This is a genomic window from Mesorhizobium sp. WSM1293, from assembly GCF_000513875.1.
Lineage (GTDB): Bacteria > Pseudomonadota > Alphaproteobacteria > Rhizobiales > Rhizobiaceae > Mesorhizobium > Mesorhizobium ciceri.
In genome coordinates this window covers 1-14,447 of sequence record NZ_AZUV01000030.1, presented here as the reverse complement: position 1 = coordinate 14,447, position 14,447 = coordinate 1, and the positions used below count along the sequence as shown (strand labels likewise).

Below are 14,447 nucleotides of genomic sequence, written 5' to 3'. Positions count from 1 at the left end.
TTGACGTGTAACCAGATTGGTGCCAAATCGTAAACATGGAAGCTGATCATCCCTTGAAGAAGTGGCGCCTCGAGCGCGGTTTGAGCGCTGCCGCGGTCGGCCGGAAAATCGGTTGTACCCGACTTTCCGTCGACCGCTATGAAGGCGGCAGGATGCCCAAGCAACCATATCTGGACCGCATCGTCGTTATGACTGACGGCGCGGTGACGGGAAGCGACTGGTTGGGCAAGGAGGCTGCTGATGTCGTTGCGAAGCGACAGGCTTCGGCCTAGCCCGAGTTATAATCAACAAGTTGCCTCTATCCGTCCGAAGCCGGTCGGCATTCTCGACCACGCCCCAGGCCGCGAGGCCCATGGGTATCCAGGTATCGTCCTCGTCGCTCATCTGCAGCCTCCTTACACAGGGGGCAACTATGACGTGGAAATCGTTGGAGGTGTCCGACAGGGCATCCGAGAATCCCGACTGTTCGTCGTTCCTTCTCCTGTTGTTCGTGAGGAATCGATGCAAGACATTGCAGCTGAACTACAAGACGTGGTCTTCAAGGCCGCGGGTCCGATCAAACCGGGCATGGGCATAAAAGCGCAGATCAATGCCGCCTGCGACAACCTGGGCTATCCGCGCGGCCACTGGCGCGTGCGAGAGGCTTGGTATGGCAATGCGTCCAACTGGAACGGCAAAGCCATCTTCGAACTTCTCGGCCGGTATAACCGGCTCTGCCAAAAGGCAGGTTCCACGCTGGTGCCGGCTAACGATCCCTTCGCCGATGCCACTAAGACGTCGGCCAGAGCCGAGTGACGGACTGTTGATTTCCTCCCGAAATGACTTGGCCCTATTCAGGCGCGCTAATGTTTCGAGCCGAAACATTTCGAGAGGATTTAATTAAAATGCAGCAGACGGGCGTCGGGTCTTCGTTGAACGGCGAAATAAAGGCTGTCATGGCCGATTTTTGTGTGACGGCCAGAAGTATCGGAAGCGCCGCAGCGGAGCGAGCGGCAAGGGTGCATCTGGTGGCAGCAGCGGCATATCTTGGCGAGACTGTCGGGACTGCTATGACCAAGCAAATCCTGTCGGCTGTGATTACGTCACTTAGCTAGACTCTGAACTAACACTGAACGGCAATACCATTTGTAACTTGTAGGCATTGCCGCTCCTCACGTTGAGAGAGCGACATGTACGTGGAAAAACAAAAAGAAGCGGGGTCAGGCTATCCGTGGCGGCGCTGCGGATATGCCTGCGCGCCGTCCACCCATGGTGCCGGGGCATGAGCCACGCTGCGACCAATTGGGCCATCACTCAGCGTGGATTGAAGCCGGCGACCAGGGTCGTCCTGTGGCACCTCTGCGACCGCCACAACCCCGACCTTGGCTGCTTCCCTTCTCAGGACAAGCTTGCCTACGACTGCGAGATGTCGCGCTCTGCCCTCAACGAACATCTCAAGATCCTGGAGCGCATCGGCCTGATCCGCCGCGAGCAGAATATCAACCCCCGCACCAAGCAGCAGGAGAACACGCGGTACCGGTTCTCGTTCGAGGCCGATTTCGTCGCGGCACAAGATGTGGTGGTGCCGAGTCCGGAATCCGGACACGGGGCCGTGTCCGGAAAAGAGGCAAAGCCGTGTCCGGAAAATGCCAATAGCCGTGTCCGGAATCCGGACACTAACCTTGTAAGAGAACCAGTAAGAGAACCTCCAGGGCGCGCTGACGCGCGAGGCGGGGGGGATTTCGATATTTTGTGGGATTCATGGCCGGAGAAGATGCGCCCGGATAGCTGGGAAGCGGCTGCCAAGACGTTCGCCAACCTTGGAGCTGACGACCGGGCCATGGCGATTGCGACAGCTGAGACCTATCGAACGGCCATGATCCTTCGGAAGGAAAAGCCCCACATGATCCCTTTCATGAAAAAGCAGCTGTTCCTCGAATTTCATGGCGGGCCGCCGATCGACAAGGACGGCGATTTCGTCATCACGCCTGACCGGCCGGAGTGGGGAGAATGGCTGGGCTCGATTCGTCGTCAATATGGCGACAGGGGCGTGGAAAGCACGGTTAAGCATCGTCGCTTGGTGCGGAAAACACGGTGGCCGAGCGATCTTTCGCTTGCCCAACGTGTAACCGAAATGGCAACATCTGTAACTGGAACGGCACCTGCTTCGGCGCTCGGGGTTGATTGAATGGGACGTCTTTTTCTCGATACCCCAGCGGACAAGGAGAAGCGGATCGACCGCTTCATCGAGCACATGCGGCACGCCGAGGGCGTCTTCTTTGCCAGCAACAAGCGAGGCTTGCCGACGCCACGCGACCTGCTCTGGCTGCTGTTCGCCGATGCCGTCGACACGCAACGCCAGATGCAGAACGTCGAGCGTCGCATGGTATCGCGGGTCGGGTCGGCCATGCCTTCATCGCGAGAGACCGAGGGCGAAGCCTTCATCCGGGAACGGTCGCGCCTTGAAGACGGCATGGCCCAATACGACACCTCCGAGGTTCGGATCGTGGTTCACCAGTCGGCCGCCGACCGGATGGTCGACATCATGGACCTGCTGCGTTTCGTGCGGGCAGGGCGGCAGGGCCAGGACGCGCTGCGCTACAAGCGCACATTCCTCGCTCACGCCGGCGGCAATGGCGCGGAGTTCTGCACCCGCGTCTGGGACAAGCACCGCGTCGACATCATGTCGAGGCAGTCGCTGCACGACATCAAGAGCCGGGTTCTGGGGCAGATCCTCGCCGGCATCGAGCAGGAATTCGGGCTGGTCCGCACAAGCCGTGGTTTTCGTCGTCTGACGGTCCGGGAAATCGAGCGGCGCCGGAAAGAACGCAAGCGCGAGGAAAACCGTCGCCGGCGCGAGGCGCAAGAAAATGCCGGTTGACATCGCCACGCCGCGCAACCTGGTGAAGCGCCGGAAGAACGCCGGCTATGCCGCGGTCTGCGCCGTCGGCTTCGATGCCGATCCTGGCGTGTTCCGGCTTGGGCCGGCCGAGAACATCGAAGCCCTCCTCCCGCAACTGCAACCCGGTCGATGGGAGAGGCTTCACTTCGCCCACGTCCTCTGGACGCCGGGGCTGGCGGTGGCGCGCACCCTTGTGCTTGCGGCCGAGCGCTTCCTGGCGAACGTCCATCTCGGGCAGCACTGGTATCGCGCCAGTCGCGAAACGCTGAACAGCGTGCTCCTGGCCGAAGCCGGCTCGCTGCGCTCGGCCGTCTGGTCCCATGCCGAACTGCTCGCATTCCTCAAAGGGCAGGCCGATCGGGAAGCTGACCGGTTTGCGGCGGGGGTCATCTGATGTTCCCGACCGCTGATCAGATCGCCCTGGCCATCGTCACGGCCTGCCGGCTTGCTGAGACGAGTCCAGTCCTGACGGCGCTCGGCCAAGTCGCGCAGCGCGAGGCGCGCGGGCGGCACCTGGCTTTCGCAGCTCTGACCGAAGCGTTCCCCGACGCTCGCAAGATCGGGATCGCCAGATGTTGCGGCTACGGCAAAGGGATGGCGGCTGCGCCTGGCAACCTTCCGACATACCGCAAAACCGCGTGGTGGCGTGACGAATGGATCGACGAGATCGTCGGGGCCGTCGTCGCCGAGCAATACGGCGATCAGGCGCAATGATCGCGCGCCTTTCCCGTTTCATCCGCCGTCTTCGCGGCCGCGCAATTCCGCGCGTGTCGTGTCGCGGCATTCACCTGAGGATCCAGTGAAATGGACAACATGCCCACCGTACAAGCTACCGGCAGCGACCTGGCCGAAGTCGAGCAAGATTTCTCGCAGGCGGTCGACGAGGAATTGGCCCGCGACACGAGCGAGGTGAAGCCCACTGTTCGCAACATGATCGCCACCACCGGCATATCGCTGAAACGTCTTGTCGATCAGATGCGCACCAAGGAAACCGAGCTGGAGGCGGTCAAGGCTGCCGCGACGGTTGAGTTCGAGCGCGTCATCGCTCAGGCGAAACTCGTGCGCGACAATTGCCACCAAGAGACCGACGCCGATCTTCACCAGATCAGGACGACACTCGAGGTGCTCGATCCCGCCCGGGCCAAGCTGGCGGAAATGGCATAAGCCATGGATGCCGTTGTCCCCTTTGACGCCTCCGGACTCGCTCAGGTCATCGAGCGAGCCCGAATGCTGTTCGACGACGGCGACGTCGCCTCGGCTCGCATGTTGGCCTCCGGCGCCTATGACCAGGCGAAGGCGGCAGGCAGCTATGCCACGCGCTTCCACGCCGGCGAACACCTGATAACCAAGGCGCGGCGGCTCCAGGCCGACGCCCTGCTGATCGAGACTCGCGCCAAGATCGCAATCGCCACCGAATGGTCGGCCGCTCAGGAATCGGGCGAGGCGTCGAAGGGCGGGCGACCGAAGAAAACCGTTCCATCTGAGAACGGTTTTACAGCGGCCGAGGCAGGACTGACGCGACGGGAAATCCACGAGGCGCGCAAGCTGGCCGACGCGGAACGCCGAGATCCTGGCATCGTGGAACGTGCCATCGCCGGCCGCGTCGCTGTTGGACTCGAGCCGAGTCGGGCCAACCTGCGCGTGGCGATCGGCACGGACAGCGCCAGCGCCGCCGAGCGCGGCAACAATCTCTACGAGACCTGTCCGGAAGCCATGCACACGCTCCTGGCGCTGGAGACCTTCGGCGCGCGCGTCAAGGAACCGGCGTGCGGCCGAGGCGCGATCTCGAGCATGCTGGAGGCTGCCGGCTATGACGTCGTACTCTCCGACCTCGTCGACTATGGCACGCACGATCGCCATGGCGTCCTGCAGACCGTGCAGGACTTCGTCACCAGTGAGGCAGGCGACGACTGCGACGATATCGCCACCAACCCGCCCTACGGCTCGGTACTCAACGCTTTCGTCGCGCACGCGCTGCGCGTGCATCGGCCGCCGAAAATGGCGCTGCTGCTCAACCTGAATTTCCTCTGCGGCTTCGACGATCCGGACCGCAACTACGCCATGGACGAGTGCATGCCGGCGCGCGTGCACGTCTTCTCCCGCCGCCTGCCAATGATGCATCGCGACGGCTGGGACGGAAACGAGGCCAATAGCCGGATGAATACGGCTTGGTTCGTCTGGGAGCAGAACCTCGTCGGCGAATATGCCGGTCCGACGGTCATCAATCGCGTTGACTGGAAGGACTATCAGCCGGGAGCTGCCGCATGAAGCACACCCGCTCCCTCGCTGAGATCGAAATCCGCCAGAAGGTCGTCGCGCGATTCCGCGAGCTGTGGCCCGATGCCAGGATCATTCACGAGATGAACGTGGAGGGCGGCGCAGCTCGCGCCGACGTCGTCGCGGTGCAGCCTGACAGGATCTGGATTTGCGAGATCAAATCCGAGCGCGACACCCTCTCGCGGCTGTCCGACCAGGTGAAGTTCTTCGGGCCTTGCTGCCACGGCCTGATCATCGCCGCGCACTCGAAATGGACGACGAGCCCCGGCATGTCGGAGCCGCACCCGAAGCATGGCTATCGCACGACGATTCCGAGCAAGCTCGACGCGACTCTTTCGGGCGTAAGCCGTCGCCTCTACGACCTCTGGACCTATCCCGAGCCGGTGCTGACCAGCGGGCGCCACTGGCGCGCACCCTTCTCTGCGCAGGTGCCTTGGTATCACCGGATGATCCACCTGCTCTGGAGCGACGAGATCCGCGCGGTTGCCGGCGAGCACCGCATCGCCTGCACGTCAAAGACGTCCGGGTCGAAGCTGGCGAAAGACCTCTCCCAGCTGATGAACGGCCGAGAGATCGAGCGCGCCGTCTGCAAGCAGCTCCGCGCCCGCACCTTCGCCGAGGCTGACGAGCCCATCTTCGCCGATCGAAAGATCGTTCCCCCACACCCGAACTCTGTCCGCCAGGAGAGCATGCTTTGAACCATTTCGCGGGCTTCACCACGCCGGTCGTGGGCGGTCATCACGCCATGCTGCGCTTCGCCGAGGATGGCCGAGCGGAGCCGGTGCTTGGCCCCTGTGGTGCGCCTCGAGTCTTCCCGACCGAGCTGGAGGCGTGGAAGGCCGTCACTGAGAACCTGTTGCGCTACTTCAATGGGCATTTGCGGCGCGATGGCGAGACCATCACCAGCGCCCGCGACGCGGCCGAGCGCATCTTTCGAAAGGGCCGGATGATTCCGGTGGAGCATCGATAGCCATGACTGACAAAAAAGGTTTCACCGAGGGGTGGGCAAAGAGGGGCGTCGCCGGGACTCCTCACTATTTTCGCCGCATTGGAGTTGGACTCGCTCGCTCGCTTTGCGGTGCCCAGGACGCGCCGGCGGGCTGGCTGTCGCCGGAGATCAACTCGCAGTGCTGTGAGCGTTGCGCCAAGCTGCGAGATAGGGAACTCTCAAAAGGGAACACTGCGCCGTCGGAGGCGGGCAAGGACGAGCGATACGACCGTCGCATGAGTGACGGGAAGGCCGGCGACTGACGCGCGCTGGCGGTGCCTCTACACTCGACAAAAAAATGGGGCAGCGGAGACCAATCCGCTGCCCCTCCCTACCACAGCCGCAGGCACGGGTGCCGGCGGTGCGGGTTCTCAAAGTTCAACCTAACACGTCGCTGTGAGTTGTGCGGCTCGGCTACGACGGGCGTCCGTTCACGAAATGATCGGTAAACGTTCTGATTTGTTATCAACTGCTAACCCTTGGTTGTCAGGAGTTGACGGCATCTACATCAGCACCGAGCGGGCATGTGCCTGGCGCAGCTGAGCCTCCATGGTGCGGATCGTGCGCGAGGCTGCCGCCAGCGTGTCGGCCCATTTGTCGGCCTTGGTCGGGTCGACCGATTTCAGCGCGACGCACTCGCCGTCTTTGAAGCCGCCGGAAATCGCGGTGATGATCCGCTCGACCGTCCTCTCCATCCTGCTCATGGCTGCGATATCGTCCTTCGACGGCTCGGGCATGCTGTCGTCGAACATGCCGCCCTGCTCGATGCGGTCGCGGACCGATTGCGCGGCAGCGCGGACGCCCGACCAGTCTTTCAGCTTCCCACTCGTGAACAGTTTCACGATCTGCATCTGGTCGTGCTTGGGAAGGTCGACCAGATAGTTTGCGTGTCCGAGCGGGAACTGGTTGCTGTCGACCAGAGACTGGATGGTCTCGTCCAGATTGAGCAGCGCCGTGCGGGCAGTGATGCGCGCCGGCTGCACGCCGATATCCTTCGCCAGCTTCTCGATCGTCCAGCCGCGGTCAAGCATCGCCTGAAACGCGCGGGCCTCTTCCATCGCCTTGATGTCGGCACGGGCTAGGTTTTCCACGATCGCCTGCAGCGCCATTTCGTTGTCGTCGATCTTGACGACCTCGCAGAGAATGTCGGCCGCCTCGATCATCTGGTGAGCGCGCCAGCGGCGCTCACCACCCACGATCATGAATTTGCCGTCGATCGGGCGAACCGTGATGGCTTGGATAAGGCCGCGCTCCCGGATCGATTCCCCCAGCTCGCGAAGCTTGATCGGGTCGAAGTGTTTGCGCGGCTGTTCGGGGTTAGGGATAACCTGGTCGAGGGGGATGCGCTTTTTCATGGGCCTGGTCTCCGTGGTAGGGAAGTTTCCTTGTAACAACAATAACTTAGCTTGTAACCAATACGGTTACAAGTGGGTTACAAGGAAATGTTCTCCACGATGGCGCCCAGAAAAAGGGGTGATGGTTGGGGAGCCGATCAGAGGCGGCAACGGGCCGCCTCTTTTCTCTAACAGCGCAGTGAAATTCGCGTTGATCGCACCCCGGTTTAATCAACCGTGATATTCATGGTAATCTTCGAGGTACCAGAGCGCTCGGCGTTTTTGCCCGTAACGGCGAAAACAAAGGTGTCGGCACCCTTGTAGCCGCTTTGGGAATGATAGGTGATGCTTGAGCGGTTCGGCGCTGTGGCGACGCCATGCTCAGCCGCGGAAATGATTTTCATACTTGAGTTGCTGCCAGAGCCATGGACGAAGATGGGGAATACACATTTTTGGCCGCTGTGGGCCATGCCGCTGCCGGTGGCGTCTGCGCCGAAATTGAAACGCAGTCGGTATGGGCAAGAGTCCGCGTGCGCTGACGATGCAAGCACCAGTACCAGAAGGCTGGCGGGGAGAAGAGCTGGGAGTTTCATGAGTTTCATGGCGATAGAGCACTTTCTCTGCTGTTGATCGATGCCCGCTGTATCTTCATTACGGACGCCTGACGCGATCAGGTCTACTGCCGTCCTGGCCCGGCCGTCTATTAGGTGCGCGTAACGTTTTGTTGTTTGCCAATAGCTCTCTCAATCCATGTTGCAGTGAACAAGCGCGGTCGCGTAGTCGATGCCGGTCTCTTCGGCATAGACGGAGGCCTGATCGCCGGGGCGATCTGTGGCGGCCGGCGCCGGCGGCTGGCGGCTCTCGACTAGCTCCATGAGCCGGTCGAAATTCGCATCTGGCATGCGGAGCGCTTCCCGGGCAGGATCCTCCAGGAATGCGCCCATCTGGTCGCGCTCTGACGCCTCTGGCGTTCCCCAATTCTGGTCGGCGACGCCGGCGTTCATCAGGTCATAGCCGTCCAGGCCGAGAAGGATGCGCAGGGCGTTGTGGAACCGGGCCGCCGTCATGCCGACACCGGCTCGACTTCAACAAGCCCGATATTCTGATTTGGGGCGCGCTCGATCCTGAATAGCTTGCCTGCGAAACGGATCGTGTCTCCGATATCGAAGCCGGGCACGATCTCCTTCGGCCGCTCCCATGCCGTCAGCGAGGTCGCCAGCCCAAACGCGTAATGCAGTTTGTGGCCTAGCGACCGGGCTCTCGCGATGGCTGCCTCGACGTCATCGCCGTTCTTGACTGCGTATGCTGCGACCGAGCCCAATTGATAAAAGCTGTACAAAATCCCATGCCGGGCCGACTTGAAGGGGACGGCGATCGTCTCGCCATCGAGGTACTTCCGATCTTTGTCGTCGACGATCGCGTATGCGGGAAAGTCGTCGATGACGACGCGCAAGTCGCGAGGGTAGCGAACCGCGTCCCCGCGCTCAAATCGGACGTCGTACCAGAACGAACCGTCGTGGTCGGTCGTGTTGCAGATGGAGCCGATGAAGCCGTCGCGATCGATGACGCGGGTTCCATGGGCGAGGCGTTGTTGTGTGGTCATGGCTTTCTCCGTGGTAGGGGATGACGAAGTCGCGCATGCGGCTGTGCTAAGCCCGGCCCGCGCTCCCGAGCGGCTTTCGGCCGCCGGATGAATGAGCGAGAAGTCACCAGTTGCCAGCCCGCATTCGTCGGGTTGTTCTGACAAAGACTGCAGTGGTGAAAGGAAGCGGCTTTGCGACATTGGTCCAGATTTCTAAGCTACTTCAATAACTTAGCTTGTAACCAAATCGGTTACAAGTGGCACCAACAGAAAAAGCCAATAAATTCAATCACTTCGCAGGTCATCAGCTTATCGGCTGGAACCGGCTCTGCAGGACTTCCACGGAGATCGAGCGCTTGTCGTCTTCCGACTGCACCAGCGCCTGGTCGACCTGCTCTGGATTGATGCCAATCACGGTCCAGGTGCGGCCTTGGGCGTCGGGTGCCATTGCGCCGAGGTAGGGGGCCACCTGGAGAGGCTGAGGCGGCTCGCGCAAGCGGTATTGCGCCGGCAGCTTGGGATGCTGCCACGCGCAACCCTGGGCCTCCAGGCCATATTCGAAAACCTCGAGTCCGAGCTTTTCTTTCAGCCACACCGAGATGTAGGCGCGATGGCAATACTGGTTGTCGCTCGGGGCCTCGTAGCAGAGCAGCGCGCAATCCTTGCCGGCCGAGAGATCCTCCATCTTGGCGACGATCCGGCCGGGATCAAGCTTGGCGAGGCTTTCGAAATAGAGCTGCTTATAATCGCGTTCGCTGGCGGTCTTGAACCATTCGCCTGGAGCCAGCTCCGGCATCTTGCGATAGCCGGCGGGGTAGCCTCGCGGTGTTCCCCTGGAAACGCCGATTTTCTGGATGGTGCTGGGCAGGGGGGTGAACCAGCTTGAGGTAAAAATGCGCATCGAGTCGCCTTCCGTGGTAGGGGTTTGGACAGGTCCGATTGTAAATTTTTTGGAACTTCTGCAGCAACCAAAATAGACCCATCTGGTGCCGTTATGGTGCGTTGCTCTAGCCATACATCTGCATTAGGTAGAGGTTATCTCTCGCGCTTTCGGGCAAGACTCTGTGGTAGGGGTCGAGAGGCAGGCCGATCAGGGGCAACCCGGTCGGCCGTTGTATTTTCCGGCGTGCCTGGGGGACGTCGTAGCAGCGCGGCCAGGCCACCCAGCCGTTGATTGCCTCATAGGTCAGCCAGCGCGGCAAGCTCTTGAAGTCGCCGAGCCAAGTGCGACCGGTGAGCATGCCGCTCCCGACATATTCCGGGCCGTCGGCGAAGAACCGGAACCGTTGTCTCACCGGCTCGGATGACACCCACAGATCGAGATCATCGGCCAATTCGACGCGCTCCACGGTATCGCGGCGCAGGGTTCGAGCGATGAAATTCTGGTCTATGCGGTGCGGGGTCATCATGTCGAAGACCTTGCGGATGCCGGCGTCGATCAGGATAAAGCGCATTGCAACCTCCTGGCGCTCGAACGCCGATCGATGACGGGCGCCTGCTCGACTTCGAAAAGGTCGAGCCACCATTTCATCAGCTCGGCCTGGTAGCGGTCGTCCCGATCGCGGCGACGCGGCCGGCGCAGCTGGCGTTCAATCCATGCCAGCCTGTCGCGCAGCACGGGCCGGTAGAGCAGATGGCGAAACGCGTCGCCGAGCTGCATGTCTAGGCTGTAAATGCCGGTGGCTCCGAGAGGCGACCAGTCGCAGTGCCACGAGGACCACATATCGAGGGCCTGCGTGATGGAAGGAAGCCGGCGCCGCCGGTCCTCCTCGCTTTCGGGTGGGGTTCGTAGGGGAATCATGGGGCAAGTCTCCGTGGTGCCAACTATGATCTATATTGTAACCAAAATGGTTACAATTGGGTCAACCTAAAAGTGATTTCGGCGGCCGTTCTTCCAGACCTTCACGGTGACTGTGTTCACGTAGGTCCCGACTTCGGCGAAAGAGCCGTGAGGCAGATCGTGAAAACTGCCGTTCAGCTTCTCGATCAGCGCGCGGAAGGCGATGGCCTTGCGGGTCTCGCGGAACTCGGTTCCGGCTGACATAATGGCGGCAAGGCGACCGTCGTCTTTGAGGAAACCCAGGGCGTGCACGACGTGATCGATATCGCGCTCCATGTCGAAGGGCGGGTTCATCACAATCCGATCGTAAAGCCCGGTGACTGATGGGCGCAGCGACAGGAAGTCGGCGGCGTACACCTTGCGATAGATGCCCTGTGCCTGGAGCGCGGCGGCCAACGGCCCCTGCATCTCTACGCAATCGACCTGGTTGTCGAAGCGGTATTCCTTGCGCCACCTGTCCATCCGGTCGGCTTGGCCATAGCCGTAATGGTCGGAAAAGTCCTTGATGCTGGAGACGCAGCGCCGCGCCAGATTGCCCGTGCCGGCGCTGGGCTCGAGGACGGTCAGCCGCGGCTTCTCGATCGGCTGCAACAGGGGCACGCCCTTAAGCACTTCCTCGGCCGCGCCGTCCGGTGTCGGGAAGAATCCGAAGTTCCGCGCAGGCGTGGTCTTCCGGTTGCGGAACAGGTCATCGGGCTCTTGCGTCTGCCCGTCGCCGATCACCTCGCCGTAGTATTCGGCGAGCATCTTGTTGACCTTCACGACAAGGTCGTCGCGGGTAAACCAGAGATGGGCGTTGCCGTTCTTGTAGGCGAGGATCCTGAAATATTCGCCGTGATGCTCCGACTGCTGGGGCTGAAAGCCTTTGCGCTCGGCGCGCACCACGTTCTCGATGCTGTTGTACGACGGCTTCTTGCCGTCGAGGACCGAGAAGGTGCGCTCGATGTCGCGCACGGTGTCCCACGTGCCACCATAGGACACGTGCCCATGGTCGCGGTCGAAGGCATAGGTCAGGATCATTCGGCTACCGACCTTGAAACCGTCATGCGAGCGGAAACGCCGGTCGAGCTTCGAGAATGCAGTGGCGATGCCGCGCCGGAAGATCATCTCGGATTCGCCGGCCCACTTGTCGATGGTGGCATAAACGTTGTCGACCGTGACCGGCGGAATCCCCATGATCTCGTCGAGATTGACCAGCGCCTTGCCGTCGCCATGGCGGTGGTCGTAGCGCTCCGGCACCCACTTCAACGTGTCGCGCAGCTCGTCCTTGGCCTGCTTGTCCATGAGGATTTCGAGGTCGGTCATTTTGACCAGATAGTTCCAACACGAAATGTCGATCAGGCGGATTGCCGTGCGCTTCCATTGCTCAGCGTCGGGCAGGTCGACGGCTTCGAAGAAAGCCCTTACCTCACGGTTGTCGCGCTCTCCGTATCGAGAGGAGGCATGATCGCCGGCGGCCGCTTTCCAGAGCGACGCGGCCTTCTTCAACTCTCGATCGGCCTGCTCGATCGAAGCGAACGCGCCGTGATAGGCAGCCACCGCTGCATCGCGATAGGCCACGATCTGCTCGACGGTGTTGCGCGGGATCAGCGCGTTCATTGCTTCGCCTCGACCGGCTTGGCGCTGACGGCGCGCTGCATCTTCTGGAAGACGAAGACATCTTTGCGATCGATCACGATCTCGTAGCGCTTGCTGCCGTCCGGCAGGGTGAACTCGTATTCGGTTGGCTTGGTCATGGTCTGGGGTCTCTGTGGTAGGGGGTATGGACGGTCGGCGGGACGACTCCCGCCGAGGTTTCAAAAGGGATTGTGTTCTCGGGCTATGCTCTGGCTGGCATTGCTCCTCCCTCGCTGGATTCGATGAGATCGAAAGCGAAGTCGGCTTCTTCGGCCGCTATGCTGTCGGCGCGGCGCTCGCGGCATCCGGCGCAAAGCTCGGAATCGTGGCAGCGGCAGGGTGCGAGGCAGTCGTTGCAGTAGAAGTAGAAGGGCATTTTGGTCTCTGTGGCAGGAATTACTTTGTAACCACAACAGCTTAACTTGTAACCAATTTGGTTACAAGTGGGTTACACCACAAAAGACCCTTGGATCGGCGTCGGCGCCAATCAATTGAAAAGTCTCCGGCGCGCTGTGGCCGGTGAAACAGGCCGGTTCTGGACTCTAGCCCCCAAGAGTCGCATTCTCCCGTTGGGGAGAGGGGGAGCCTACAGGGGCAGAAGGCGTCTAAGTCTAGAAGGCGGCGTAGACGTTCGTTGCTAGAGCAGCGGGCGCTAATTCCGGCGTTGCTCTGCGGCGTTGCAACCGCCGGCTACTTCCTGCCGCAGATTGACCAACATCGCCTTCCTACCGTGCACCGACAGGGCGATTTCACAGCGCGCGCGCCGGATGGATGCATCATCAAGGGCAATATCAGCGTCGAGACAGGCGAGCGCATTTATCACCTGCCCGGCCAGCGATACTACAACGAGACGGTCGTCAGCCCAGCCAAGGGAGAGCGGTGGTTTTGCTCCCAATGGCAAGCTTGGTGGGCTGGCTGGCGGAAATCTAAAGTCTAGGTGTAACCGCATGCCGGAAATCCGTGCCCACTGCGTTCGGCTGCTTGGAGAATAACCTGCTATAAAGTCGCGAGGCGCCTCGGGCGTTTTCGTATCGCCTCGAACATTACTTCGGATACGCTCCAGACCTCTTCATAAATCTCGGTAGGCTTGATTCCAGCATCTCGGGCGGCGTCCATCATCTGGTCCGCAAGGTCGCTGGCGGCGATTGGGTCGCCGGTTGTGGTAACCGGCAGATGGCTCGCGATCCAATCGCTGAGGAAGTTGCGGCCGCGAGCGGTCATTCGGCCAAGCCAGGATCATAGTGGACGATGGCATCGAGGATAGTGCGATAGAGGCTGTCGACCTCCTCGTCTATTTCTTCCCGTTTGATCCCCAAGGACCTGGCGTCGGCTATAAGCTTATGCGTGAGTTCATCAACGGCAATAACGTCGGCCTTGGTCGTCTCCGGAACGTTGTTCGTCATCCATGGAGAAAGTTGATTCCGCGCGCGCTCATCTCGGCACAAGATTCGGCGCGATATTAGGTTCCGCTAACTATTGATAATTCTTGATGCTTGCACATGCCCGCTCTTAGCGGAAAGGTCCGAACGGAAACAGCCCGTCTCGCCTGCCGCGGCGTAGAAGTCGGCCCCGCCGCCATGCACATGATGACTGTACTGGATCACGCCCTTGGCAGGCCCGACGAGTTCGAGCAGCTTTTCCCGACGTTCCAGCAGAGGTGCTGGGCGCAGGTTGACCCCGTCCAGGTGCAGTAGATCGAAGGCGACGAAGATAATCCGATCCGGCGCCCATCGCATCGCGGACCGCAGCGANTGGAAATCCGACACGCCCTTCCCGTTGAGGACGATTGCCTCGCCGTCGATGATTGCCGACTTGGGGGAAAGGGTTGCCGCCGCCTCGACTATCGTCTTGTACGTCAATGACCAGTCGTAGCCCCTTCGGGTGATCGCTCGGGCCGTGCCGTCCTCGATTATGATTTGCGTCCGGTA

21 protein-coding genes and 2 pseudogenes are annotated in these 14,447 nt (G+C 61.1%); 11 read left to right on the top strand and 12 right to left on the bottom strand.

All coding sequences use genetic code 11. The features are described from left to right. The first annotated feature begins 53 nt into the window (after window positions 1-53). From M729_RS1000000138970 to M729_RS0126765, 10 genes are all read left to right on the top strand, one after another. Entirely contained in the window at window positions 54-272 is a 219-nt protein-coding gene (locus M729_RS1000000138970; protein WP_084652726.1) for a helix-turn-helix transcriptional regulator, read from the top strand. Continuing rightward, entirely contained in the window at window positions 241-795 is a 555-nt protein-coding gene (locus M729_RS1000000138565) for a hypothetical protein (RefSeq protein ID WP_156949339.1), read from the top strand. Before M729_RS1000000138970 ends, M729_RS1000000138565 begins: the two co-directional genes overlap by 32 nt. Before the next feature lie 466 nt (window positions 796-1,261). Then, window positions 1,262-2,167, top strand: a complete 906-nt coding sequence (locus M729_RS1000000136635) for a helix-turn-helix domain-containing protein (RefSeq protein ID WP_084652733.1) — start codon at window positions 1,262-1,264, stop codon at window positions 2,165-2,167. Continuing rightward, entirely contained in the window at window positions 2,168-2,860 is a 693-nt protein-coding gene (locus M729_RS0126795) for a hypothetical protein (protein ID WP_027163399.1), read from the top strand. Continuing rightward, window positions 2,850-3,275, top strand: coding sequence for a hypothetical protein (locus M729_RS0126790; protein WP_027163398.1), 426 nt, complete (start codon window positions 2,850-2,852; stop codon window positions 3,273-3,275). Before M729_RS0126795 ends, M729_RS0126790 begins: the two co-directional genes overlap by 11 nt. Next, complete coding sequence (locus tag M729_RS0126785) at window positions 3,275-3,595, top strand: hypothetical protein (protein ID WP_027163397.1); 321 nt, start codon at window positions 3,275-3,277, stop codon at window positions 3,593-3,595. Before M729_RS0126790 ends, M729_RS0126785 begins: the two co-directional genes overlap by 1 nt. A gap of 90 nt (window positions 3,596-3,685) precedes the next feature. Continuing rightward, entirely contained in the window at window positions 3,686-4,045 is a 360-nt protein-coding gene (locus M729_RS0126780) for a hypothetical protein (RefSeq protein WP_027163396.1), read from the top strand. A 63-nt stretch (window positions 4,046-4,108) separates the two neighbouring features. Next, the gene (locus M729_RS1000000136630) at window positions 4,109-5,149 is read left to right on the top strand and encodes an SAM-dependent methyltransferase (protein ID WP_245267640.1); all 1,041 of its coding nucleotides are present in this window, start codon (window positions 4,109-4,111) and stop codon (window positions 5,147-5,149) included. Further along, window positions 5,146-5,856, top strand: a complete 711-nt coding sequence (locus M729_RS0126770; protein ID WP_027163395.1) for a hypothetical protein — start codon at window positions 5,146-5,148, stop codon at window positions 5,854-5,856. The genes M729_RS1000000136630 and M729_RS0126770 overlap by 4 nt, the downstream gene beginning before the upstream one ends. Next, on the top strand, window positions 5,853-6,128 hold the full coding sequence (locus M729_RS0126765; RefSeq protein ID WP_027163394.1) for a hypothetical protein: 276 nt from the start codon (window positions 5,853-5,855) through the stop codon (window positions 6,126-6,128). The genes M729_RS0126770 and M729_RS0126765 overlap by 4 nt, the downstream gene beginning before the upstream one ends. Window positions 6,129-6,649: 521 nt before the next feature. On the opposite strand, the gene M729_RS01000000135840 is transcribed toward M729_RS0126765, so the two are convergent. The 9 genes from M729_RS01000000135840 to M729_RS1000000138555 all read right to left on the bottom strand — a co-directional run bounded on the left by M729_RS01000000135840 (window position 6,650) and on the right by M729_RS1000000138555 (window position 12,638). Beyond that, on the bottom strand, window positions 6,650-7,501 hold the full coding sequence (locus tag M729_RS01000000135840; protein ID WP_050596351.1) for a ParB/RepB/Spo0J family partition protein: 852 nt from the start codon (window positions 7,499-7,501) through the stop codon (window positions 6,650-6,652). Window positions 7,502-7,707: 206 nt separating this feature from the next. Continuing rightward, complete coding sequence (locus M729_RS1000000138560) at window positions 7,708-8,082, bottom strand: hypothetical protein (RefSeq protein ID WP_156949338.1); 375 nt, start codon at window positions 8,080-8,082, stop codon at window positions 7,708-7,710. Window positions 8,083-8,223: 141 nt separating this feature from the next. Continuing rightward, on the bottom strand, window positions 8,224-8,547 hold the full coding sequence (locus tag M729_RS0126745) for a hypothetical protein (RefSeq protein WP_027163392.1): 324 nt from the start codon (window positions 8,545-8,547) through the stop codon (window positions 8,224-8,226). Further along, window positions 8,544-9,083, bottom strand: a complete 540-nt coding sequence (locus tag M729_RS0126740) for a hypothetical protein (protein ID WP_027163391.1) — start codon at window positions 9,081-9,083, stop codon at window positions 8,544-8,546. The genes M729_RS0126745 and M729_RS0126740 overlap by 4 nt, the downstream gene beginning before the upstream one ends. Before the next feature lie 283 nt (window positions 9,084-9,366). Then, a complete protein-coding gene (locus tag M729_RS0126735; protein WP_027163390.1) occupies window positions 9,367-9,963 on the bottom strand; it encodes a hypothetical protein in 597 nt (198 codons plus the stop codon). A gap of 106 nt (window positions 9,964-10,069) precedes the next feature. Then, entirely contained in the window at window positions 10,070-10,516 is a 447-nt protein-coding gene (locus M729_RS0126730; RefSeq protein ID WP_027163389.1) for a hypothetical protein, read from the bottom strand. Further along, entirely contained in the window at window positions 10,501-10,722 is a 222-nt protein-coding gene (locus M729_RS0126725) for a hypothetical protein (protein WP_027163388.1), read from the bottom strand. The genes M729_RS0126730 and M729_RS0126725 overlap by 16 nt, the downstream gene beginning before the upstream one ends. A 207-nt stretch (window positions 10,723-10,929) precedes the next feature. Continuing rightward, a complete protein-coding gene (locus M729_RS0126720; RefSeq protein WP_027163387.1) occupies window positions 10,930-12,501 on the bottom strand; it encodes a DUF4942 domain-containing protein in 1,572 nt (523 codons plus the stop codon). Further along, window positions 12,498-12,638, bottom strand: coding sequence for a hypothetical protein (locus M729_RS1000000138555; RefSeq protein ID WP_156949337.1), 141 nt, complete (start codon window positions 12,636-12,638; stop codon window positions 12,498-12,500). Before M729_RS1000000138555 ends, M729_RS0126720 begins: the two co-directional genes overlap by 4 nt. A 515-nt stretch (window positions 12,639-13,153) precedes the next feature. Between M729_RS1000000138555 and M729_RS1000000139405 the strand changes: the two genes are divergently transcribed. Next, entirely contained in the window at window positions 13,154-13,456 is a 303-nt protein-coding gene (locus M729_RS1000000139405) for a hypothetical protein (protein WP_032809429.1), read from the top strand. A gap of 59 nt (window positions 13,457-13,515) precedes the next feature. Here M729_RS1000000139405 and M729_RS0126705 read toward each other — a convergent pair whose 3' ends face one another. The 3 genes and pseudogenes from M729_RS0126705 to M729_RS01000000135825 all read right to left on the bottom strand — a co-directional run. Then, window positions 13,516-13,740 carry a DUF768 domain-containing protein gene (locus M729_RS0126705; RefSeq protein WP_027163386.1) on the bottom strand — a complete coding sequence of 75 codons (225 nt, stop codon included), beginning with the start codon at window positions 13,738-13,740 and terminating at the stop codon, window positions 13,516-13,518. Continuing rightward, a pseudogene (locus M729_RS01000000135830) lies at window positions 13,737-13,954 on the bottom strand (hypothetical protein). The gene M729_RS0126705 and the pseudogene M729_RS01000000135830 overlap by 4 nt, the downstream one beginning before the upstream one ends. Window positions 13,955-13,988: 34 nt before the next feature. Continuing rightward, window positions 13,989-14,447 (bottom strand): annotated as a pseudogene (locus tag M729_RS01000000135825) (hypothetical protein); the annotation flags it as partial.

Excerpts from the sequence above, each read along its gene's own strand:
- M729_RS1000000138565 (WP_156949339.1), top strand. The coding sequence starts at position 241 with ATGTCGTTGCGAAGCGACAGGCTTCGGCCTAGCCCGAGTTATAATCAA.
- M729_RS1000000136635 (WP_084652733.1), top strand. The coding sequence starts at position 1,262 with ATGAGCCACGCTGCGACCAATTGGGCCATCACTCAGCGTGGATTGAAG.
- M729_RS0126795 (WP_027163399.1), top strand. The coding sequence starts at position 2,168 with ATGGGACGTCTTTTTCTCGATACCCCAGCGGACAAGGAGAAGCGGATC.
- M729_RS0126790 (WP_027163398.1), top strand. The coding sequence starts at position 2,850 with ATGCCGGTTGACATCGCCACGCCGCGCAACCTGGTGAAGCGCCGGAAG.
- M729_RS0126785 (WP_027163397.1), top strand. The coding sequence starts at position 3,275 with ATGTTCCCGACCGCTGATCAGATCGCCCTGGCCATCGTCACGGCCTGC.
- M729_RS0126780 (WP_027163396.1), top strand. The coding sequence starts at position 3,686 with ATGGACAACATGCCCACCGTACAAGCTACCGGCAGCGACCTGGCCGAA.
- M729_RS1000000136630 (WP_245267640.1), top strand. The coding sequence starts at position 4,109 with ATGCTGTTCGACGACGGCGACGTCGCCTCGGCTCGCATGTTGGCCTCC.
- M729_RS0126770 (WP_027163395.1), top strand. The coding sequence starts at position 5,146 with ATGAAGCACACCCGCTCCCTCGCTGAGATCGAAATCCGCCAGAAGGTC.
- M729_RS01000000135840 (WP_050596351.1), bottom strand. The coding sequence starts at position 7,501 with ATGAAAAAGCGCATCCCCCTCGACCAGGTTATCCCTAACCCCGAACAG.
- M729_RS1000000138560 (WP_156949338.1), bottom strand. The coding sequence starts at position 8,082 with ATGAAACTCATGAAACTCCCAGCTCTTCTCCCCGCCAGCCTTCTGGTA.
- M729_RS0126745 (WP_027163392.1), bottom strand. The coding sequence starts at position 8,547 with ATGACGGCGGCCCGGTTCCACAACGCCCTGCGCATCCTTCTCGGCCTG.
- M729_RS0126740 (WP_027163391.1), bottom strand. The coding sequence starts at position 9,083 with ATGACCACACAACAACGCCTCGCCCATGGAACCCGCGTCATCGATCGC.
- M729_RS0126735 (WP_027163390.1), bottom strand. The coding sequence starts at position 9,963 with ATGCGCATTTTTACCTCAAGCTGGTTCACCCCCCTGCCCAGCACCATC.
- M729_RS0126730 (WP_027163389.1), bottom strand. The coding sequence starts at position 10,516 with ATGCGCTTTATCCTGATCGACGCCGGCATCCGCAAGGTCTTCGACATG.
- M729_RS0126725 (WP_027163388.1), bottom strand. The coding sequence starts at position 10,722 with ATGCAGCTCGGCGACGCGTTTCGCCATCTGCTCTACCGGCCCGTGCTG.
- M729_RS0126720 (WP_027163387.1), bottom strand. The coding sequence starts at position 12,501 with ATGAACGCGCTGATCCCGCGCAACACCGTCGAGCAGATCGTGGCCTAT.
- M729_RS1000000138555 (WP_156949337.1), bottom strand. The coding sequence starts at position 12,638 with ATGACCAAGCCAACCGAATACGAGTTCACCCTGCCGGACGGCAGCAAG.
- M729_RS0126705 (WP_027163386.1), bottom strand. The coding sequence starts at position 13,740 with ATGACCGCTCGCGGCCGCAACTTCCTCAGCGATTGGATCGCGAGCCAT.